General features: G+C 71.4%; 22 protein-coding genes. 15 read left to right on the plus strand and 7 right to left on the minus strand.

The window, feature by feature from the left end; genetic code table 11:
• Positions 1–3 precede the first annotated feature (3 nt).
• Complete coding sequence (gene prmC, locus OVN18_RS10285; RefSeq protein WP_407666033.1) at positions 4–888, plus strand: peptide chain release factor N(5)-glutamine methyltransferase; 885 nt, start codon at positions 4–6, stop codon at positions 886–888.
• A 60-nt stretch (positions 889–948) separates the two neighbouring features.
• Here the strand turns inward: prmC and OVN18_RS10290 are convergent, their stop codons facing one another.
• On the minus strand, positions 949–1,572 hold the full coding sequence (locus OVN18_RS10290; RefSeq protein ID WP_267780692.1) for an HAD family hydrolase: 624 nt from the start codon (positions 1,570–1,572) through the stop codon (positions 949–951).
• 139 nt (positions 1,573–1,711) lie between these two features.
• Between OVN18_RS10290 and OVN18_RS10295 the strand changes: the two genes are divergently transcribed.
• From OVN18_RS10295 to OVN18_RS10355, 13 genes are all read left to right on the plus strand, one after another.
• A complete protein-coding gene (locus OVN18_RS10295; RefSeq protein WP_267780694.1) occupies positions 1,712–2,389 on the plus strand; it encodes an L-threonylcarbamoyladenylate synthase in 678 nt (225 codons plus the stop codon).
• Positions 2,386–3,642 (plus strand): MraY family glycosyltransferase, encoded by a 1,257-nt coding sequence (locus tag OVN18_RS10300; protein ID WP_267780695.1) that lies wholly within the window; start codon positions 2,386–2,388, stop codon positions 3,640–3,642. The genes OVN18_RS10295 and OVN18_RS10300 overlap by 4 nt, the downstream gene beginning before the upstream one ends.
• Entirely contained in the window at positions 3,639–4,124 is a 486-nt protein-coding gene (locus tag OVN18_RS10305) for a hypothetical protein (protein WP_267780696.1), read from the plus strand. The genes OVN18_RS10300 and OVN18_RS10305 overlap by 4 nt, the downstream gene beginning before the upstream one ends.
• 140 nt (positions 4,125–4,264) lie before the next feature.
• Positions 4,265–5,074: a F0F1 ATP synthase subunit A gene (gene atpB, locus OVN18_RS10310; protein ID WP_267739374.1), complete on the plus strand. Its 810-nt coding sequence runs from the start codon at positions 4,265–4,267 to the stop codon at positions 5,072–5,074.
• A 53-nt stretch (positions 5,075–5,127) separates the two neighbouring features.
• Complete coding sequence (gene atpE / locus OVN18_RS10315; protein WP_267736943.1) at positions 5,128–5,361, plus strand: ATP synthase F0 subunit C; 234 nt, start codon at positions 5,128–5,130, stop codon at positions 5,359–5,361.
• Between the two features lie 9 nt (positions 5,362–5,370).
• Positions 5,371–5,922, plus strand: a complete 552-nt coding sequence (locus tag OVN18_RS10320; protein WP_267780697.1) for a F0F1 ATP synthase subunit B — start codon at positions 5,371–5,373, stop codon at positions 5,920–5,922.
• 2 nt (positions 5,923–5,924) lie between these two features.
• Positions 5,925–6,713, plus strand: coding sequence for a F0F1 ATP synthase subunit delta (locus OVN18_RS10325; RefSeq protein WP_267780698.1), 789 nt, complete (start codon positions 5,925–5,927; stop codon positions 6,711–6,713).
• A gap of 62 nt (positions 6,714–6,775) precedes the next feature.
• Positions 6,776–8,404, plus strand: a complete 1,629-nt coding sequence (gene atpA, locus OVN18_RS10330; RefSeq protein WP_267736946.1) for a F0F1 ATP synthase subunit alpha — start codon at positions 6,776–6,778, stop codon at positions 8,402–8,404.
• Between the two features lie 112 nt (positions 8,405–8,516).
• Entirely contained in the window at positions 8,517–9,416 is a 900-nt protein-coding gene (locus OVN18_RS10335; RefSeq protein ID WP_267780699.1) for a F0F1 ATP synthase subunit gamma, read from the plus strand.
• Positions 9,417–9,438: 22 nt separating this feature from the next.
• Positions 9,439–10,941, plus strand: a complete 1,503-nt coding sequence (gene atpD, locus OVN18_RS10340) for a F0F1 ATP synthase subunit beta (protein WP_267736948.1) — start codon at positions 9,439–9,441, stop codon at positions 10,939–10,941.
• A 2-nt stretch (positions 10,942–10,943) separates the two neighbouring features.
• Entirely contained in the window at positions 10,944–11,207 is a 264-nt protein-coding gene (locus OVN18_RS10345) for a F0F1 ATP synthase subunit epsilon (RefSeq protein WP_168915510.1), read from the plus strand.
• Between the two features lies 1 nt (position 11,208).
• Positions 11,209–11,730, plus strand: coding sequence for an AAA family ATPase (locus tag OVN18_RS10350; protein WP_267736949.1), 522 nt, complete (start codon positions 11,209–11,211; stop codon positions 11,728–11,730).
• A complete protein-coding gene (locus tag OVN18_RS10355) occupies positions 11,727–12,503 on the plus strand; it encodes a YaaA family protein (protein ID WP_324287775.1) in 777 nt (258 codons plus the stop codon). The genes OVN18_RS10350 and OVN18_RS10355 overlap by 4 nt, the downstream gene beginning before the upstream one ends.
• Positions 12,504–12,739: 236 nt before the next feature.
• Here the strand turns inward: OVN18_RS10355 and OVN18_RS10360 are convergent, their stop codons facing one another.
• Together OVN18_RS10360 and OVN18_RS10365 are read right to left on the minus strand one after the other, a co-directional pair.
• Positions 12,740–13,336, minus strand: coding sequence for a DNA-3-methyladenine glycosylase I (locus tag OVN18_RS10360; protein WP_267780701.1), 597 nt, complete (start codon positions 13,334–13,336; stop codon positions 12,740–12,742).
• Entirely contained in the window at positions 13,336–13,935 is a 600-nt protein-coding gene (locus OVN18_RS10365) for a methylated-DNA--[protein]-cysteine S-methyltransferase (RefSeq protein ID WP_267780702.1), read from the minus strand. The genes OVN18_RS10360 and OVN18_RS10365 overlap by 1 nt, the downstream gene beginning before the upstream one ends.
• Positions 13,936–14,074: 139 nt before the next feature.
• Between OVN18_RS10365 and OVN18_RS10370 the strand changes: the two genes are divergently transcribed.
• Positions 14,075–15,064: an aldo/keto reductase gene (locus OVN18_RS10370; RefSeq protein WP_267780704.1), complete on the plus strand. Its 990-nt coding sequence runs from the start codon at positions 14,075–14,077 to the stop codon at positions 15,062–15,064.
• Positions 15,065–15,089: 25 nt separating this feature from the next.
• Here OVN18_RS10370 and OVN18_RS10375 read toward each other — a convergent pair whose 3' ends face one another.
• From OVN18_RS10375 to OVN18_RS10390, 4 genes are all read right to left on the minus strand, one after another.
• Positions 15,090–16,199, minus strand: coding sequence for a hypothetical protein (locus OVN18_RS10375; protein WP_267780706.1), 1,110 nt, complete (start codon positions 16,197–16,199; stop codon positions 15,090–15,092).
• Positions 16,200–16,227: 28 nt separating this feature from the next.
• On the minus strand, positions 16,228–16,716 hold the full coding sequence (locus tag OVN18_RS10380; RefSeq protein WP_267780708.1) for a TspO/MBR family protein: 489 nt from the start codon (positions 16,714–16,716) through the stop codon (positions 16,228–16,230).
• Between the two features lie 165 nt (positions 16,717–16,881).
• A complete protein-coding gene (locus OVN18_RS10385) occupies positions 16,882–18,267 on the minus strand; it encodes an NAD(P)/FAD-dependent oxidoreductase (protein ID WP_267783004.1) in 1,386 nt (461 codons plus the stop codon).
• Positions 18,264–19,622, minus strand: a complete 1,359-nt coding sequence (locus OVN18_RS10390) for an aspartate aminotransferase family protein (protein ID WP_267783005.1) — start codon at positions 19,620–19,622, stop codon at positions 18,264–18,266. Before OVN18_RS10390 ends, OVN18_RS10385 begins: the two co-directional genes overlap by 4 nt.
• Positions 19,623–19,725: the final 103 nt, after the last annotated feature.

A 19,725-nucleotide genomic window follows, 5' to 3' on the forward strand; every position in this document is an offset into this window, starting at 1 on the left:
GGCGTGACCTCCTCCCCGGAGCGCCGGAGCCCCCCGGATCTCGAGGCGCTGCGCACGCACGCCATCGCGGTGCTCACCGAGGCCGGCGTGCCATCGCCGGAGGCCGATGCCGACCTGCTCATCGGGCACGTGCTCGGGTTCAGCCGCGGGCAGGTGCAGGCCAAGGCCCTCATCCGCAGCGCGGTCGACGCCGAGCAGATCCTCGCCATCACCGAGGCCGTCGAGCGCCGATCGCTGCGCGAGCCGGTGCAGCACATCACGGGCCTCGCCCCGTTCCGCCTGCTCGAGCTCGCCGTGGGCCCGGGAGTCTTCGTGCCCCGGCCCGAGACCGAGTTCGTCGTGCAGTTCGCCATCGACGCCCTCGCGGCGGTCGCCTCGCCCGAGCCGCTCGCGGTCGACCTCGGCAGCGGCAGCGGTGCGATCGCGCTCGCCATGGCGACCGAGGTGCCGCACTCCCGCGTCGTCGCGGTCGAGAACTCGCCCGCGGCGCTGCCCTGGACGCGGCGCAACGTGCAGAGGTACGGCGCCGATCGCGTGAGGCTCGTCTTCGCCGATCTGGCGGATGCCCTGCCCGAGCTCGACGGCACCGTCGACGTCGTCGCCTCGAACCCGCCCTACATCCCGCTCGGCGCCGTGCCCCGCGACCCCGAGGTGCGACTGTTCGACCCGGAGGCGGCGCTCTACTCCGGCGAGGACGGCCTCGACGCCGTGCGGGCGCTGTCGCGCACCGCGCTCCGACTGCTGCGCCCCGGCGGCGCGCTCGTCATCGAGCACGGCGAGCTGCAGGCGGCGAGTATCGCCGCCATCCTGCGCGCCGACGGCTTCACAGCCGTGGATGCCCACCGCGACCTGCTCGGACGCGACCGGGCCACGACCGCCCGCCGCTAGGGGTCCCGCCGCCCGTCCGCCGCGGGCCCTACTGCCGCCGACGTCGGCGTCGGCGCCGGCTCAGCTCGCCGGAACGCGCGCGGCGAACGACTCGATCGCCTGCAGCATCCCGGCCGCATCGCGGTAGAGGTGCCCGGTGATGCCGATGCTCTCGGCGCCGGCGACGTTCTCGGGCCGGTCGTCGGTGAAGAAGGCGTCGGCGGCGTCCGTCCCGTAGTGCGCCAGCACGCGCTCGAAGACGAGCGGGTCGGGCTTGCGGGCGCCGAAGGCCGCGGTGGCGTGCATGTTCTCGCGCCCCATGATGGGCACGAGCTCCGGGGCGACCTCGTGCAGGTGGTGGTGCACGAGGATCCCGTTGTTGGTGAGCAGGGCGACCCGGCCGAGCTCGGTCGCGCGCTGCACGGCGGCGAGCGCGTCGGGCCGCGGTCGGGTCGCGTCGCCGCGGATCCGCACCCACTCCTCGCGCGGGATGCTCGCCCCGATGCTCTCGTTGACCATCTCGAGGTACCCCTCCGGCGTCGCGGGGTCGCCCGCCTCCGCCGACCACTCGCGCCCGCTGATCCACCAGCGGCGGCGCAGCTCGTCGAGGTCGTGACCGGTGATGGCCGTGAGCCCGGCCATGCGCTCGCGCCAGTCGTAGTCGTAGAGGACGTCGTCCATGTCGAAGAGGAACAGCAGGCTCATGAGGGGGAGGGGGCTCTCGGGTCGACGTCGGGGGAGCGGGCTCGGGGCGGCGATCCGGTTCCGCCGACGGAGGACGGAGCCGGGGCTGCGGTGCTGCTGAGCCCGTCCTGCCAGTGTGCCGCACTACGATGAACGCATCATGACCACCGTGTACGACTGCTCCGACGAGAGCCGGCTGCTCGCCGGTCTGCGAGCGGCCCGCGGCGCGATCGGCCGGGGCGAGCTCGTCGTCATGCCGACCGACACCGTCTACGGCATCGCGGCCGACGCGTTCCGCCCCGAGGCGGTGCAGCGGCTGCTCGACGCCAAGGAGCGCGGGCGCGATGCACCGCCGCCCGTGCTGGTGCCGGGCATCCCGACCCTCGCCGCCCTCGCCGAGACCGTGCCCGACGAGGTGACGGCGCTCGCGCGCGAGTTCTGGCCGGGCGGCCTCACCGTGATCGTCGAGGCGCGCGAATCCCTCGCCTGGGATCTCGGCGAGACCCGCGGCACCGTCGCCCTGCGCATGCCCGACGACCGCGTCGCCCTCAACCTGCTCGCCGACACCGGTCCGCTCGCCGTCTCGAGCGCCAACATCAGCGGGATGCCCGCCGCGCGCACCGCGCAGGAGGCCCTCGAGATGCTCGGCGAACGGGTCTCGGTGTACCTCGACGGCGGCGAGGTCGGCGCCGAAGCCGAGCCGGGGCGCGACCCGGGCTCGACGATCGTCGACGCGACCGGCCTGCTGCGACCCGACGGCCGCCTGCGCATCGTCCGCCACGGCGCGATCTCCGACGAGGAGATCATCCGGGTGGTCGGCGCGGAGCGCGTGGCGTGAGGTTCTACCTCCTCGTCGCCCTCGTCTCCGGGCTCGCGAGCCTCGGAGCCTCCTACGCCGTCTACCGGCTGAGCAAGCGCTACAAGCTGTACCCGGGCATCCGGGACCGCGATGTGCACACGAACCCGACCCCGCGCCTCGGCGGCATCGCGATCCTCCTCGGCGTCGCGGTCTCGCTCGCCGTCGCCTCGCAGATATCCTGGTTCGAGGGCGTCTACGCCGATCCGTTCCCCATCATCGCGATCCTGCTCTCGGCCGGGGTGATGCTCGGGGTCGGCGTGCTCGACGATCTCTTCGACCTCAACTGGATGACGAAGCTCGCGGCCCAGCTGATCGTCGCCTGGTTCCTCGCCTGGTCGAGCGTTCAGATCGTCTCACTGCCGATCGGCATCGACAACGGCATCTCGTTGTTCGGCCCGACCGGGTTCCTCATCCTCACCGTCCTCGCGGTGGTGCTCGTCATGAACGCCGTGAACTTCATCGACGGTCTCGACGGCCTCGTCGCCGGCGTCACGCTCATCGCCGGCGGGGTCTTCTTCGTCTACAGCTACATCCTCGCGATCGACACCTCGCAGACCGCCTTCAACCTCGCCTCGCTGGTCATGGCGGTACTGCTCGGCGCCGTGGCGGGCTTCCTGCCCTTCAACTGGCACCCGGCGAAGATGTTCATGGGCGACGGGGGAGCACTCGTGGTCGGCCTGCTGCTCGCGGTCTCCACGATCACCGTGACCGGGCAGATCAACCCCGCCTCGATCGATCGCAGCCTGCTGCTGCCCGCCTTCATCCCCATCGCGCTCCCGTTCGCGATCCTCGTCGTGCCGCTGCTCGACTTCGGGCTCGCGGTGCTGCGCCGCCTGCGCGCGGGCAAGTCGCCATTCAGCGCCGACCGCCAGCACCTGCACCACCGCCTGCTCGACATGGGCCACTCGCACTTCCACGCCGTGCTGATCTTCTACGGCTGGACGGCCGTCGTCGCCTTCGGCGCCCTCCTGTTCCTGTTCGTGGCGTGGTGGTGGGCGCTCTCCGCGATCGCCTTCGGGCTGATCGTCTGCACGGCGGTCACGCTCGCGCCGCTCAGCCGCCGCAAGCGCGTCGAGGCCGCCGCGCAGTCGGCGATGGATGCCCCCGCCGACGTCGCCCGCTTCGACCCGCTCGACGCCGCCGCGCCCCCTCTCGACCACGAGCCCGATCCCGCCGAGGCCCCCGCCTCCATGACCGCCCGCGGCCCGCGCCGCGCCGAGGAGATCCGATGACGACCCCCGACCAGCCCGCCGACCCCCGCCCCGCCGACGGCACCGCGGTCTCCGGAGCGGTGCCCGCGATGCGCAAGTCGCTCCTGTACGGCGCCGTGTTCACCGTCGTCCTCGCGATCGGCGCGAGCGTCGTCGGAGCGCTCGTGGCCGAGCTGCCCGGCCTCCTGAGCGGGCTCATCGGCGCGCTCATGGGATTCGTGTTCCTCGGGCTCACCGCGGCGAGCATCCTGCTGGCCGATCGCGTCACGCGCGGCGACCTGCTCTCGCCCGCGTACTTCGGCATCGTGCTGGGCGCCTGGCTGCTGAAGTTCCTGATCTTCCTCGTGCTGATCTTCGTGCTCGGCGACGTCCCCGCCCTCGACCGCATCGTGCTGTTCCTGACGCTCGTGGTCGCCGTGCTGGGTGGTCTCGTGACCGATCTGCTCGGCGTCGCGCGGGCGCGAGTGCCCTACGTCGACGCGCCCCGCGCACCCCGCCCCTGACCCCGTCGCCCTCCCCGTGCGAGGGGCCCTCCCGATTCGGTCGGGGGGCGTTCTCTTGCTAAGGTGAGAAGCAACTGCCGATCGCCGCGGCACACTCTCGTGCCGCCCCGATTCTGGAGACTCCCCTGAGCGCTGCTGCCCTGATCCCCCTGCTCCCGTTCGCGACCGATGACGGTTCCGGCGGTGGTTTCTCCGGTCCCTCGATCGGCGACTTCCAGCCGCCCGCGATCTTCTTCGAGGGCAACGAGTTCTTCCAGCTCGACCGCATCATGCTGGTCCGGCTGCTCGTCGCCGCCCTCCTCATCCTGGTCTTCTGGCTCGGCACCCGGCGCATGAAGCTCGTGCCCGGTCGCTTCCAGGGCACCATCGAGATGGGTCTCGACCTCGTTCGCGTCAACATCGCCGAAGACCTCCTCGGCAAGAAGGACGGCAAGCGGTTCCTGCCGCTCATCACGACGATCTTCTTCCTCGTGCTGTTCTCCAACCTCACGGGCATCATCCCTGGCATCAACATCGCGAGCACCGGGTCGATCGGCCTGCCGCTCGTGCTCGCCGCCGCCGCGTACCTCGCCTTCATCTACGCGGGCATCCGCAAGCACCCGTTGGCGTTCTTCCGCAACGCGCTGTTCCCGCCCGGGGTGCCGTGGCCGCTCTACATCATCGTGACGCCGATCGAGTTCGTCTCGATGTTCGTACTGCGCCCCGTCACGCTCACGCTGCGACTGCTGATGAACATGATCGTCGGGCACCTGCTGCTCGTGCTGTTCTTCTCCGCCTCGGCGTTCTTCATGTTCGACGTGGGGGGCTTCACCGCCCTCTTCGCCGTCGGCACGCAGGCCATGGGCATCGTCTTCACGTTCTTCGAGATCCTCGTCGCCGTGCTGCAGGCCTACGTCTTCGCCCTCTTGACCGCTGTGTACCTCCAGCTCGCGCTGGCGGAAGAGCACTAATCGAGTTCGAGCGCCCCGCTCGCCTCACTCCCTCACGGAAGGAAACACCCCTCGTGGACGCAAACACGGTTCTCGCCCAGATCACGGGCAACATCGCCACGGTCGGCTACGGCCTCGCCGCGATCGGCCCCGCCATCGGCGTGGGCATCGTGGTCGGCAAGACGATCGAGTCGGTCGCCCGCCAGCCCGAGCTGCAGGGCCGCCTGACGGTCCTCATGTACATCGGCATCGCCTTCACCGAGGCTCTCGCCTTCATCGGCATCGCCACGTTCTACATCTTCGTCTAAGGGTCTTCCATGCTGACCGAACTCATCATCGCGGCGGAAGAGGGGGAGCCCGTCAACCCCCTGCTCCCGGCGTGGTACGACATCGTCTACTCGATCATCCCGTTCGCGCTCGTCCTCCTGCTGTTCTGGAAGGTCGTGCTGCCGCGCATGCAGCGCACGCTCGACGAGCGCGCCGCGAAGATCGAGGGCGGCATCGCGCAGGCGGAGTCGGCCCAGGCCGAGGCCAAGGCGGCGCTCGAGGAGTACAACAAGCTCCTCGCCGAGGGTCGCGCCGAGGCCGCGAAGATCCGCGAGCAGGCACGCGTCGACGGCGGAGCCATCCTGGCCGAGCTCAAGGAGCAGGCCTCCGCGGAGGCCGCCCGTATCACGGCGACCGCGCAGCAGCAGATCGAGGCCGAGCGCCAGGCGGCTCTCGTCTCGCTCCGCGCCGAGGTCGGCTCGCTGGCGCTCGACCTGGCCAGTGGCGTGATCGGCGAGTCGCTCGCGGACGACAAGAAGGCCACGGCCCTCGTCGACCGCTTCCTCGCCGACCTCGAGACGAGCGAGAAGGCGGCCAAGTAGGCATGGGTTCCGCGACGAGAGGCGCCACCGAGTCGGCCCGCGCAGCGCTGGCCCGCACCTCGGGCGTCGATCTGACGACCGGCGAGCAGCTGCTCGGCGCGGCCCGCACCATCGGGTCGTCGAAGCAGCTCGTGAGCGCGCTCACCGACCCCTCGGCCACCGATTCCGCGAAGGCCGGCCTCATCGGCACGATCTTCGCGGGTCTGCAGCCCGCGGCCCGCACCCTCCTCGAGGGCATGGTCGCGAGCCGCTGGTCCAGCGGGGACGACCTGCTCGCCGGCATCGAGGAGGTCGGCATCCGCGCGATCGCCGCCTCGGCCCCCGCCGGCTCCTCGGTCGAGGGCGAGCTGTTCGCCTTCGGTCAGGGCGTCACCTCCGACGCCGAGCTCGAGCTGGCCATCGGCAGCAAGCGCGGCGCCCCCGAGGGCAAGCGCGACCTGGTCGACGCTCTGCTCGCGCAGGCCAGCCCGCAGGCGCGATCGATCGCCGGGCACCTCGTGCAGCAGCCGCGCGGCCGCCGCATCGGCGAGCTGGTCCGCTCGGCCGCCACCACGGTCGCCGATGCCTCCGGCAAGGGCGTCGCCACGGTGACCGTGGCCCGTCCGCTCACGGACGAGCAGCGCAGCGCCATCGCGCAGAGCATCGCCCGCCGGTACGGCCGCGAGCACACGCTCAACCAGGTCATCGACCCCGCCGTCATCGGCGGCGTGCGCGTGCAGGTCGGCGACGAGGTCGTCGACGGCAGCATCGCCGCGCGACTGTCCGAACTCAAGCTCCGGCTGGCCGGCTAGGCCTTCGCCGTCACACCAGACGGCTCGCCCTCGCGGGCGGGTCGTAACGAAAAGGGAAGAACATGGCAGAACTGACGATCAGCCCGGACGAGATCCGCGACGCGCTGAAGAACTTCGCCAAGGGCTACGCGCCCGGCGCGGCCGCGGCCACCGAGGTCGGTCGCGTCACCGACGCCGCTGACGGCATCGCGCACGTCGAGGGCCTGCCCGGCGTGATGGCCAACGAGCTCATCCGCTTCGCCGACGGCACCCTGGGCCTCGCCCAGAACCTCGACGAGAACGAGATCGGCGTCGTCGTGCTCGGCGAGTTCACCGGCATCGTCGAGGGCATGGAGGTCACCCGCACGGGCGAGGTCCTCTCCGTCCCCGTGGGCGACGCGTACCTCGGTCGCGTCGTCGACCCGCTCGGCGCCCCGATCGACGGTCTCGGCGACATCGTCGACGAGGGCCGCCGCGCCCTCGAGCTGCAGGCGCCCGGCGTCATGCAGCGCAAGAGCGTGCACGAGCCCCTGCAGACCGGCATCAAGGCCATCGACGCCATGATCCCCGTCGGCCGCGGCCAGCGCCAGCTCATCATCGGCGACCGCCAGACCGGCAAGACGGCCATCGCGATCGACACGATCATCAACCAGAAGGCGAACTGGGAGTCGGGCGACGCGACGAAGCAGGTGCGCTGCATCTACGTCGCCGTCGGCCAGAAGGGCTCGACCATCGCCGCGGTGAAGGGCGCCCTCGAGGACGCCGGAGCCATGGAGTACACGACGATCGTCGCGGCCCCGGCCTCCGACCCCGCCGGCTTCAAGTACCTCGCCCCCTACACCGGCTCGGCCATCGGCCAGCACTGGATGTACGGCGGCAAGCACGTCCTCATCATCTTCGACGACCTGTCGAAGCAGGCCGAGGCCTACCGCGCCGTGTCGCTGCTCCTGCGCCGCCCGCCGGGACGCGAGGCGTACCCGGGCGACGTGTTCTACCTGCACTCGCGTCTGCTCGAGCGCTGCGCCAAGCTCTCCGACGAGCTGGGCGCCGGCTCGATGACGGGTCTCCCCATCATCGAGACGAAGGCGAACGACGTCTCGGCGTACATCCCGACCAACGTGATCTCGATCACCGACGGCCAGATCTTCCTGCAGTCCGACCTCTTCAACTCGAACCAGCGCCCCGCGGTCGACGTCGGCATCTCGGTGTCGCGCGTCGGTGGTGACGCCCAGGTGAAGAGCATCAAGAAGGTCTCCGGAACGCTGAAGCTCGAGCTCGCGCAGTACCGCTCGCTCGAGGCCTTCGCGATGTTCGCCTCCGACCTCGACGCGGCCAGCCGTCGTCAGCTCGCCCGGGGCGCCCGCCTCACCGAGCTGCTCAAGCAGCCGCAGTACTCGCCGTACCCCGTCGAGGAGCAGGTCGTCTCGATCTGGGCCGGCACCAAGGGCAAGCTCGACACCATCCCGGTGGAGGACGTGCTGCGGTTCGAGCGCGAGCTCATCGACCACCTCGGCCGCAACACCGACGTGCTCACGACGCTGCGCGAGACGAACGTCCTCGACGGCGACACCGAGGCCGCTCTCGAGAAGGCCGTCGACCAATTCGTCACCGAGTTCCAGGCCGGCAACGGCTCGGCGCCCGGCGCCGAGAAGTTCGACGCGATCGACGAGGACGAGATCCAGCAGGAGAAGATCGTCAAGCAGAAGCGCTGATCGGGCGCCCGGTGGATGCCGCTCTCGCGCATCCACCGGGCCCCAGCAGCGCGGGGCGCCGCCGCCCCGGTCGCACATCGACTCCACCACCGACTACAGGAAAGCAAGGGACATGGGAGCGCAACTTCGGGTCTACCGGCAGAAGATCAAGTCTGCCCAGACGACCAAGAAGATCACTCGTGCCATGGAGCTGATCTCCGCCTCGCGCATTCAGAAGGCGCAGGCCAGGGTCAAGGCCTCCGGTCCGTACTCGCGCGCCGTCACGCGGGCCGTCTCGGCCGTCGCGACGTACTCGAACGTCGACCACATCCTCACGACCGAGGCCGAGAACCCCACGCGCGCCGCCGTCGTGCTCTTCACCTCCGACCGCGGTCTCGCCGGCGCCTTCAGCTCGCAGATCATGCGCGAGGCGGGGGAGCTGCGCTCGCGGCTCGAGGGCGAGGGCAAGCAGGTCGTGTTCTACCTCGTGGGCCGCAAGGCCGTCGCGTACTTCTCGTTCCGTCGCATCGACGTCGAGCAGGCGTGGACGGGCGGGACCGACCAGCCCGAGTTCGCGACCGCGAAGGAGATCGGCGACGCGCTCGTCGACCGCTTCGTGCAGCCGACCGCCGAGGGCGGCGTGGACGAGATCCACATCGTCTACAACCGCTTCGTCAGCATGGTGACGCAGACCCCCGAGGTCGTGCGCATCCTGCCGCTCGAGGTCGTCGAGGGCGTCGAGGCGCCTCCGTCGAGCGAGGTGCTGCCGCTGTACGAGTTCGAGCCCGAGGTCGACAAGGTGCTCGACGGGCTGCTGCCCGTCTACATCGAGAGCCGCATCTTCAACGCGATGCTTCAGTCGGCGGCCTCCGAGCACGCGGCCCGCCAGAAGGCCATGAAGTCGGCCAGCGACAACGCCGACAAGCTCATCACCGACTACACCCGACTGGCCAACAACGCCCGTCAGTCGGAGATCACCCAGCAGATTTCCGAGATCGTGGGCGGCGCCGACGCCCTGAGCTCGGCCAAGTAGAACGCACGAGAAAAGGGAAGCCATGACCACGACAGCACCCGCCGGGACGACCCCCGCCGCGAACGAGCCCGCCGCCCGCGCGGGCGACGCCACCCCGACCTCGGGCGCCGGCGTGGGCCGCATCGCCCGCGTGACCGGTCCGGTCGTCGACATCGAGTTCCCGCACGACGCCATCCCGGGCATCTACAACGCGCTGCAGACCACCGTCACCATCGGCGACGAGTCGACGACGTTGACGCTCGAGGTCGCCCAGCACCTCGGTGACGACCTCGTCCGCGCCATCGCCCTCAAGCCGACCGACGGCCTCGTCCGCGGCCAGGAGGTGCGCGACACCGGCGAGCCGATCACGGTCCCCGTCGGCGACGTCACCAAGGGCAAGGTCTTCAACGTGCTCGGCGAGGTGCTCAACGGCGAGCCCGGTGCCGCCGTCGAGGTCTCCGAGCGCTGGCCCATCCACCGCAAGCCCCCGGCATTCGACCAGCTCGAGTCGAAGACCCAGCTGTTCGAGACCGGCATCAAGGTCATCGACCTCCTCACCCCGTACGTGCAGGGTGGCAAGATCGGCCTGTTCGGCGGCGCCGGTGTCGGCAAGACCGTCCTCATCCAGGAGATGATCCAGCGCGTGGCGCAGGACCACGGCGGTGTGTCCGTGTTCGCCGGCGTCGGTGAGCGCACCCGTGAGGGCAACGACCTCATCTTCGAGATGGAGGAGGCGGGCGTCTTCGACAAGACCGCCCTCGTCTTCGGCCAGATGGACGAGCCGCCGGGAACGCGTCTCCGCGTCGCCCTCTCGGCCCTCACCATGGCTGAGTACTTCCGCGACGTGCAGAACCAGGACGTCCTGCTCTTCATCGACAACATCTTCCGCTTCACGCAGGCGGGCTCCGAGGTCTCGACGCTGCTGGGCCGCATGCCCTCCGCGGTGGGCTACCAGCCGAACCTCGCCGACGAGATGGGCATCCTGCAGGAGCGCATCACCTCGACGCGCGGTCACTCGATCACCTCGCTGCAGGCCATCTACGTGCCCGCCGACGACTACACCGACCCGGCTCCGGCCACGACCTTCGCGCACCTCGACGCGACGACCGAGCTCAGCCGCGAGATCGCGTCGAAGGGTCTGTACCCCGCTGTCGACCCGCTGACCTCGACCTCGCGCATCCTCGACCCCCGCTACTTGGGCGAGGACCACTACCGCGTGGCCACGACGGTCAAGCAGATCCTCCAGAAGAACAAGGAGCTGCAGGAGATCATCGCCATCCTCGGTGTCGACGAGCTCTCGGAGGAGGACAAGATCACGGTGTCGCGTGCGCGCCGTATCCAGCAGTTCCTCTCGCAGAACACCTACATGGCCAAGAAGTTCACGGGCGTCGAGGGCTCCACCGTCCCGCTCAAGGAGACGATCGAGTCGTTCGACGCGATCGCCAAGGGCGAGTTCGACCACGTGGCCGAGCAGGCGTTCTTCAACGTCGGTGCGATCAGCGACGTCGAAGAGGCGTGGGCTCGCATCCAGAAGGAGAACGGCTAACCGTGGCCGAGCTCAGCGTGAGCGTCGTCTCGGCCGACCGCGAGGTCTGGTCGGGCGCCGCGAAGCAGATCGTCGCGCGCACCACCGAAGGTGAGATCGGCATCCTCCCCGGCCACGAGCCCCTCCTCGGGATCCTCGGGGCCGGCGAGGTGCGGATCACGCCCGTGTCGGGTGCCGTCGTGACGGCGCGCGCGGAGGACGGCTTCCTCTCCGTCGAGAACAACACCGTGACCATCGTCGCGGGCCAGGCCGAACTGCTCTCCTGACGTGCTGATCGCCATGGCCGGGCTGCCCGGCTCGGGCAAGAGCACGATCGCGGAGGGCATCGCCCGCGCGCTGTCGGCTCCCGTGGTCTCGGTCGACCCCGTGGAGTCGGCCATCCTGCAAGCGGGGATCGACAGCGACCAGCCCACCGGACTCGCGGCGTACCTCGTCGCGGAGACGATCGCCGACGCCGTGCTGCGCACCGGCCCGGCGGTTATCGTCGATGCGGTCAACGCGGTCTCGCCGGCGCGAGACCAGTGGGTCGGGCTCGCGCGGCGTCATCGGGTCGAGGTGCGCTTCGTCGAGGTCGTCTGCAGCGATACCGAGCTGCACCGGCGGCGCCTCGAGCAGCGCCAGCGCGATCTCGCCCATTTGGTCGAGCCGACCTGGCACGCCGTGGAGCAGAGCCTCGAGGAGTACGCACCCTGGTCGGGCGAGGCCGACGCGGCTCCGCGCATCGTGCTCGACACCGTCGCACCGCTCGAGCAGCTGGTGGCCGAGGCGGTCGCCTTCCTGCGGTCGTGACGCTGCTCCTCCTGCTGCCGCCCTCCGAGACCAAGCGCGACGGTGGTGCGCCCGGATCCGCCCTCGACGTCGACGCTCTGCTCGCCGCCGATGACGCGGCGGTGCGGGATGCCCGGCTCGCGACCCTCGCCGCGCTCGAGCAGCTCGTGGCCGGCGACGACGCTCACGCTGCCCGCGCGCTCGGCGTCGGCGCGAAGATCGCCGAGGCGGAGCTCGCCCGCGATCGCGCGGTGCGCTCGAGCCCGCTCATGCCGGCCCTCGAGCGCTACACGGGCGTGCTGTTCGACGCCCTCGATGCGCCGACCCTGAGCGCGGCGGCGCGCGAGCGCGCGGGGCGCCACGTGCGCATCCACTCCGCCTTGCTCGGCCTCCTGGGCGCGGACGACCCCGTGCCGGCCTACCGGCTCTCGCACTCCTCGCGGCTTCCGGGCGGGGCCCTGAGGCGGCGGTGGGCTCCCGCGCTGGGTGCCCTTCTCGAGCGGCACGAGGGTCCGATCCTCGACCTGCGCTCGGAGGGCTACGCGGCGCTCGGCCCGTTGCCTGCGCGGCCGGACGCGCTGTTCGTCCGCGTCGTGGCGGAGGGGCCCGACGGCGCGGTGCGAGCGCTCAACCACTTCAACAAGAAGTCGAAGGGGCTCTTCGTGCGCGCGCTGCTCGAGCACGGAGATCCGCCGGACTCGGTGGAGGGGCTGCTCGAGGTCGCGCGCGAGGCGGGCTGGGTGCTGCGCCCGGGTGCCGAGGGCGAGCTGGCGCTCGTCGCCCGCGAGGGCTGATCGCGACGGCGCCGGCGTCGCGGGCGCCGATCGCGCAGCGGGGCGCAAGTCGACCGGGAGGGCGCCGGGCGATCCGTCGAGCGTCGGTGGGCCGCTGCAGCAGAGGCAGACCGAGAGGGCGCCCGTCGATCCGTCGAGCGCCGGTGCTCCGTCGCGCTGCAGTCCGGTCAGCAGGGCCCGGCCGAGGGGCGCTTCGCGGGCCGGTCGGCCCAGCGCGGGGCGATGAGGGCACTGCGTCAGGCTTCCGCCCGCCAGCACCCCTCGAGGTGATCGTCGACGAGGCCGGCGGACTGCATGAGCGCGTAGGCGGTCGTCGGACCGACGAAGCGGAGGCCGCGCGCCTTGAGGGCCCGGGCGAGCGCGGTGGACTCGGGCGTGGTGGCGGGAACCTCGGCGAGCGACCTCGGGCGGGTGCGGCGCCCCGGCGCGGGAGCGTGCGACCAGATGAGGGCGTCGAGCCCGCCGGGCTCCTGCTGCAGCCAGTCGTGGAGCACGCGCGCGTTCGCGATGGTCGCGGCGATCTTCGCGGGGTTGCGGATGATGCGCTCGTCGAGGAGCAGGCGCTGGGCATCCTCATCGTCGTAGGAGGCAACCGCCTCGATGGCGAACCCGTCGAAGGCGGCGCGGAAGCCCTCGCGGCGGCGGAGGATGGTGATCCAGGAGAGCCCCGATTGGAAGGCCTCGAGGCTGAGCTTCTCGAACAGCGGCCGATCGCCGTGCAGGGGTCGCCCCCATTCCTCGTCGTGGTAGCGCCGGTACTCGGCGTCCTCGCCGATCCAGCCGCAGCGCGCGCGATCGTCGGGTCCGACACGCAGATCGTGACGCACGACCATCAGCGGTGCGCGATGCGCTCGAGGTCGAGCAGCTGAGCCTTGGTCGTCACGCCGGCGCCGGCACTGTAGCCCGTGATGCGCCGATCGCCCGCGAGCACGCGGTGGCAGGGCACGAGGAGGGGGACGGGGTTGGCGCCGACCGCCCCGCCGACGGCGCGGCCCGCGGTCGGGCGCCCGCTCGCGATGCCGAGCTCGCCGTAGGTGCGGGTCTCGCCCCAGGGGATCTCGCGCAGCTGCTGCCAGATCTGCTGCTGGAAGGCGGTGCCCTGCAGCAGCACCGGCACGGTGAAGCTGCGGCGGCCGTTGTGGAAGTACTCCGCCAACTGCACGGCGGCGGCGTCGAGCACGGAGTCGGATTCGAGCTCGGGCGCCGGCACGGCGGTGCGGAAGCCGTGCAGGCCCTCGATCTCGAGCAGGGTCACATGCGCGCCATCGCCCAGCAGCAGGATGCGCCCGATCGGGGAGTCGATGACGCGGGCGGCCGAGGCGCGGGCGGCGATGGCCGCGGCGGAGGCCGCGAGGGCTCGAGGGGCGACGGCCGGTGCGTCGGCAGGAGCGGCAGGAGCGGCGGCGGCGGGGGCGTCGGTCAGGGTCGGCATGGCTCGAGGCTAGCGCGGGGGACCGAGCGACTCCGGCGGGAATCGGACGCGGGGGACGGGCATCCCGAACCGGCGTCGGGGGAGGAGCGGCAGGCGCACGCGCGGGACGCACCGACCGCGGTAGGGGAGGATGGAGGGCATGAGCGAGATGACCTACCGCACCCTCGGCCGCAGCGGACTCCGCGTCTCGACCGTCGGACTGGGCTGCAACAACTTCGGCCGCCCCGGCACCGCGACCGAGACGCAGGAGGGCACCGATCGCGTGCTGCACGCGGCGATCGATGCGGGGATCACGCTGCTCGACGGCGCCGATATCTACGGCTACGCCTACGGGCGCAGCGAGACGCTGATGGGGCACGCCCTCAAGGGCCGCCGCGACGAGGTCGTGCTCGCCACGAAGTTCGGTCACGCCGACTACGACAGCCCGGTGCCGCACTGGGGCGCGAAGGGGTCGCGCCGCTACATCCGGCTCGCGGTGGAGGGCTCGCTGCGGCGCCTGCAGACCGACTGGATCGACCTCTACCAGTTCCACACGCCCGACCCGCTCACCCCGATCGAGGAGACGCTCGCGGCGCTGCACGAGCTCGTCGACGAGGGCAAGATCCGCTACTACGGGCACTCGAACTTCGCGGCCTGGCAGCTCGTGCAGGCCGACCTCATCGCCGAGCGCGACGGGCATCCTCGATTCGTGTCGACGCAGAACGAGTACAGCCTGCTCGTGCGGGGCGCCGATGCCGAGCTGCTGCCGGCGGCGACCGCGAGCGGCGTGGGCCTGCTGCCCTACTTCCCGCTGCACAACGGGCTGTTTACCGGCAAGTTCACCCGCGACGGCGGCCCCGCCGACACTCGCATCATGCGTCAGCGCCCGCACCTGGTCGAGAACGCGCCGTGGGACGCCATGGACGCCTACGCGGCCTTCTGCGCCGACCGCGGCATCGGGATGCTCGAGGCGACCATCGGCTGGCTGCTGAGCCGCCCGTCCCTCACGAGCGTCATCGCGGGTGCCACGACGCCCGAGCAGGTCGTGCAGAACGCCGGGGCCGCGGATTCCTGGACGCCGTCGCCCGACGACCTCGCGGCCATCGACGCGCTCTTCCCGCCCGGCAGCGGCGGCTTGACCTCCTACTAGCGCGCCCGCTCGCCGGTCGTACGGCTCAGCCGCCGGAGGGGTCCGTCTCGACGGCTCCCTCGGGCGGGGGCGCGGTCTCCTCGAGCGGCTGCGCGACGACGTTGATCGCCTGGTTGAGGGCGGCGGCCTCGGCGTTGAGCGCCTCGAGCTCGACGAGCAGCGCGTTGTGCTCGTCGACGAGGGCGTTGGTCGCGTCGCGGCGCGCGCGCAGGGCATCCTGTCGCGCGATCAGCGCCTCGCGGTCGGCGAGGAAGACGGACTGGCTGCGGTAGCCGCCGGGGGTGGCGGCGCGCTCCTCGAACACGGCGAGATCGGCGGCGAAGGCGTCGGAGTCGGTGCGGTAGGCCTGCTGCTCGCTCACGATGCGGGCGGACAGCTCATCGACCCGCGCGGAGAGCTGCCGCAGCTGCTCGTCGAGCTGCGCGAACAGGGTCTGCACCTGCTGGGCGAGCGCGACGACGCGCGAGCGATCGTCGAAGTACGCGGCGTAGTGCTCCTCGAGGATCGGGCCGAGTCCGTCGTTCGCGGAGCCGGCGATCTCGGTGCCGATGATCGCGTACAGCTCGGGGATGCGGGAGTCGGGATCGCGCTCCTCGTAGCCGGCGATGCGCTCGACGAGCTCGTGGTCGGGGCCGAGCGCGGCGAGGGCCGATTCGAGCGGATCGACCAGGGCGCTGCGCTCCCGGGGCTCGAGCCTGTCCCACGCCGCGTGGAGCGTCTCGTGCGCCGCGACGACGGGCTCGAGCGCCGAGAGCGCGTCATCGGTGACGTCGTAGAGGTGGATGCGGGCGTCATCGAGCGTGTAGCAGCCGAGCACGCCGATACCGGGGGCCGAGACGGTGCAGAACTGCTCGAAGCGCTCGGCGGGCAGGATCTGCGGCAGGCTGGCGGCGAGCAGGAACCTGCCGCGATCGCTGAGCCCGGCATCGGCGGCGTAGCGCTCGATCGTCGGGTCGAGCTCGGTGGTCCAGACGGTGACGGCGTCGGTGACCGGTCGGGGGTTCGCGACCGCCCAGGATGCTCCCGCGATGACCGCGCCCTGCGCGAGCACCGCGAGGGCGGCCACCGCGACGAGCGCGCCCCGGCCGGCGCGCGATGCCCGGGATCGCGGGGTGCGGACGGCGGGGGAGGTCACGCCGTCCACGGTACCGGCGGTGCGCCGATCAGACCGCGAGGACGGCGATCGCCGCGTTGAGAGTCGTGGCGAAGAGCACCCAGAACCAGTACGGGATGAGGAGGGCCGCCGCGGGCTTGCTGACCTCGGCGAAGCGGATGATGGCCGCGAGCACCATGAAGTCGAGCACGACGATGATCACGAGGGCGACCCAGATGCCGGCGACACCGACCACCGAGCCGAGGCCGAAGAAGGCGGGGGTCCACACCGCGTTGATCATCAACTGCGCCACGTAGATCGACAGCGCACGGCGGCGCGCTTCGCTCGCGGGGCTGCGCCAGACCAGCCAGGCCGCCACCGACATGGCGCTGTACAGGATCGTCCAGACAGGGCCGAACAGCGCGTTCGGCGGGTTCCACATGGGCTTCGGGGTGTCGGCGTACCAGCCGTCGATGGCGGGAGCCGAGACGGCGGAGCCGAAGGCGGCGACGAGGAAGGCGATGCCGAAGAAGCCGACGAGTGCGACGGTGGAGCGCACAGCGCTTCGCTCGGCCGCGCGACTGCGGGGCTGCATCGTGACCATGGCACTCCTCTCCGATGTCGAGAGTACGGCGGCTCGCTCCGAGCCTCCTGCACGCGGGCTGGGCGCGGCCGAGGCGGGAGCGGGGGAGCGCGTGCGAACGCGTCCGCGTGATCCCCGCGCTCAGTGACCGATCAGCGGTGCCATGGCCCGCGCGATGAGGGATCCCCGCCCGGTGAGGCGCTCCTCGCGATCGGCCGCCGTCATCGCGACGAGGCCGGCGTTCGCCCCGAGGAACCGCAGGGGCTCCGGTTCCCACGAGGGGGAGCGGTGCCCGACCCAGGGCAGGCGGGTCAGCGGCGTCTCCTCCTCGGTGAGGAGGTCGGCGAGGGTGCGCCCGGCGAGGTTCGTGGTCGAGAGGCCGTCGCCGACGTAGCCGCCGGCGGAGGCGATGCCGGTGACGCGGTCGTACTGCACGCTCGCGTGCCAGTCGCGGGGCACCCCGAGCGGCCCGCCCCAGCGGTGGGTCACCGGCAGCTCGCCGATCGACGGGAACAGCTCGCGCACGGTCGCGACGAGGTGCTCGAACACCGCCTCGACCCGGTCGTAGGACGGGTCGATCGCGCTGCCGAAGTGGTAGCGGGCGCCACGCCCGCCGAAGGCGAGCCGGTCGTCGGCGGTGCGCTGGCCGTAGATGACGAGGTGCCGGCCGTCGGAGAAGGTCTGACCGTGCTCGATGCCGATCTCCTCCCAGACGCTCGACGGCAGCGGCTCGGTGCCGATCATCAGGGAGTAGAGCGGCAGCACGCGGCGCCGGGTCTGCGCGACGGCGGCCGCATAGCCCTCGAGCGCGACGACGATGCGCCGGGCGCGCACGCGGCCGCCATCGGTGAGCACCTCGCCGGGGCTCCAGGAGCGCACCGTCGTGCCCTCGCGGATGATCGCGCCGCGTCGCTCCACGATGCGGGCGAGCGAGCGCACGAGCTGCGCGGGGTGCACGCGGGCGCAGGCCGGGTCGAACACGGCGCCGAGGGCGCCGGCGGCGCGCACGCGCTCGGCACCCCAGAGCTCGAGGTGGTCGACGCCGAAGCCCGCGGCCCGCTCGACCTCGGCCCGGGCATCCCGCCACTGGTTCTCGGAGCGCGCGAAGACGACCGTGCCGCCCTTCGCGAACCCGGCGTCGATGCCCTCCTCGGCGATGACGCGGCCGACCTCGTCGACCGTGCCGATCATGGCGCGCCGCATCGCGAGCGCCGCCTCGCGGCCGTGCCGCTGGGCGAGCGCCGCGGTCGACTGCGGGAACAGCGCCGAGACCCAGCCGCCGTTGCGCCCGGAGGCGCCGAAGCCCGCGATCTCCTTCTCGAGCAGCAGGATGCGCAGACCGGGGTCGCGCTTCTGCAGCTCGTAGGCCGTCCAGAGGCCGGTGAGCCCCGCACCGATGATCGCGACATCGGCCGTGTCGTCGCCGTCGAGCGGCGCGCGCGGGCTCAGATCATCGTCGACCGTGCCGTGCCACAGGCTGAGCCCGCGGTAGTCGGCGTCGGTGCGGGGAGCGGCGGGATCGATCAGAGCAGCTTCCCCGCCTCGGTGAGGACCTTGCGCAGGATCCCCTCGATCTCGTCGAACTCGGCCGGGCCGATGGTGAGCGGCGGGGCGAGCTGGATGACGGGGTCGCCGCGGTCGTCGGCGCGGCAGTAGAGGCCCGCGTCGAAGAGCGCCTTGGAGAGGAAGCCGCGCAGCAGGCGCTCGGACTCCGCCTCGCTGAAGGTCTCCTTCGTCTCCTTGTTCTTCACCAGCTCGATGCCGAAGAAGTACCCCTCGCCGCGCACGTCGCCCACGATGGGCAGGTCGAGCAGGCGCTCGAGCGCCGCGCGGAACTTCGGCGAGTTCTCGCGCACGTGCTCGAGGATGCCCTCCTCCTCGAAGATGTTGAGGTTCTCGAGCGCGACGGCGGCCGAGACGGGATGCCCGGCGAAGGTGTACCCGTGGTAGAACGCCGTCGTGCCCTCGGTGAAGGGCGCGTAGACCTTCTCGTTGACGATCATCGCGCCCAGCGGCGAGTAGCCGGAGGTCAGGCCCTTGGCCGAGGTGATGATGTCGGGCACGTAGCCGAAGCCCTCGCAGGCGAACATGTAGCCGGTGCGGCCGTAGGCGCAGATGACCTCGTCGCTCACGAGCAGAACGTCGTACTGGTCGCAGATCTCGCGCACCCGCTGGAAGTAGCCGGGGGGCGGCGGGAAGCAGCCGCCCGAGTTCTGCACGGGCTCGAGGAACACGGCCGCGACGGTGTCGGGGCCCTCGAAGAGGATCATCTCCTCGATGCGGTTCGCGGCCCACTGGCCGAACTCCTCGAGGGTGCCGTGGAAGCCCATCTCCTCGGCGCGGTAGTAGTTGGTGTTCGGCACGCGGAACCCGCCGGGGGTGAGCGGCTCGAACATCTCCTTCATGCCGGGGATGCCGGTGATCGCGAGCGCGCCCTGCGGGGTGCCGTGGTACGCGACGGCGCGCGAGATGACCTTGTGCTTCATCGGCTTGCCGACGAGCTTCCAGTACTGCTTGGCGAGTTTCCACGCCGACTCGACGGCCTCGCCGCCGCCGGTGGTGAAGAAGACGCGGTTGAGGTCGCCGGGGGCGTAGTCGGCGAGGCGGTCGGCGAGCTCGATGGCGGTGGGATGCGCGTACGACCACAGCGGGAAGAACGCGAGCTCCTCGGCCTGCTTGCGGGCGGCCTCGGCCAGGCGCTCGTTGCCGTGGCCGAGCTGCACGACGAAGAGGCCGGAGAGGCCGTCGATGTACTTGTTGCCGAGGCTGTCGTAGATGTGGTGGCCCTCGCCCTTGACGATGATGGGCACCCCGTTGCCGGCGGCCATGCCCGACTGACGGGCGAAGTGCATCCAGAGGTGGTCCTTGGCCTTCTTCTGCATCGCCGCCTCGGCGGCGGCCGCGGGGCCGGTGAGCTTCTTCACCGCCGCGGCGGGCGCGACGTGCGCCTCGTGCGCGGTGGTCGCGTCGGTGGAGGTCTTCTTC

Source organism: Microcella daejeonensis (genome assembly GCF_026625045.1).
GTDB classification, from domain to species: Bacteria; Actinomycetota; Actinomycetes; order Actinomycetales; family Microbacteriaceae; genus Microcella; species Microcella daejeonensis.

Bases quoted from the DNA above. Each gene is read 5' to 3' on its own strand.
- OVN18_RS10305 (WP_267780696.1), top strand. From the start codon at position 3,639: ATGACGACCCCCGACCAGCCCGCCGACCCCCGCCCCGCCGACGGCACC.
- OVN18_RS10290 (WP_267780692.1), bottom strand. From the start codon at position 1,572: ATGAGCCTGCTGTTCCTCTTCGACATGGACGACGTCCTCTACGACTAC.
- OVN18_RS10390 (WP_267783005.1), bottom strand. From the start codon at position 19,622: ATGCAGAAGAAGGCCAAGGACCACCTCTGGATGCACTTCGCCCGTCAG.
- OVN18_RS10295 (WP_267780694.1), top strand. From the start codon at position 1,712: ATGACCACCGTGTACGACTGCTCCGACGAGAGCCGGCTGCTCGCCGGT.
- OVN18_RS10320 (WP_267780697.1), top strand. From the start codon at position 5,371: ATGCTGACCGAACTCATCATCGCGGCGGAAGAGGGGGAGCCCGTCAAC.
- OVN18_RS10370 (WP_267780704.1), top strand. From the start codon at position 14,075: ATGAGCGAGATGACCTACCGCACCCTCGGCCGCAGCGGACTCCGCGTC.
- atpA (WP_267736946.1), top strand. From the start codon at position 6,776: ATGGCAGAACTGACGATCAGCCCGGACGAGATCCGCGACGCGCTGAAG.
- OVN18_RS10360 (WP_267780701.1), bottom strand. From the start codon at position 13,336: ATGGTCGTGCGTCACGATCTGCGTGTCGGACCCGACGATCGCGCGCGC.
- OVN18_RS10335 (WP_267780699.1), top strand. From the start codon at position 8,517: ATGGGAGCGCAACTTCGGGTCTACCGGCAGAAGATCAAGTCTGCCCAG.
- atpD (WP_267736948.1), top strand. From the start codon at position 9,439: ATGACCACGACAGCACCCGCCGGGACGACCCCCGCCGCGAACGAGCCC.
- OVN18_RS10365 (WP_267780702.1), bottom strand. From the start codon at position 13,935: ATGCCGACCCTGACCGACGCCCCCGCCGCCGCCGCTCCTGCCGCTCCT.
- OVN18_RS10325 (WP_267780698.1), top strand. From the start codon at position 5,925: ATGGGTTCCGCGACGAGAGGCGCCACCGAGTCGGCCCGCGCAGCGCTG.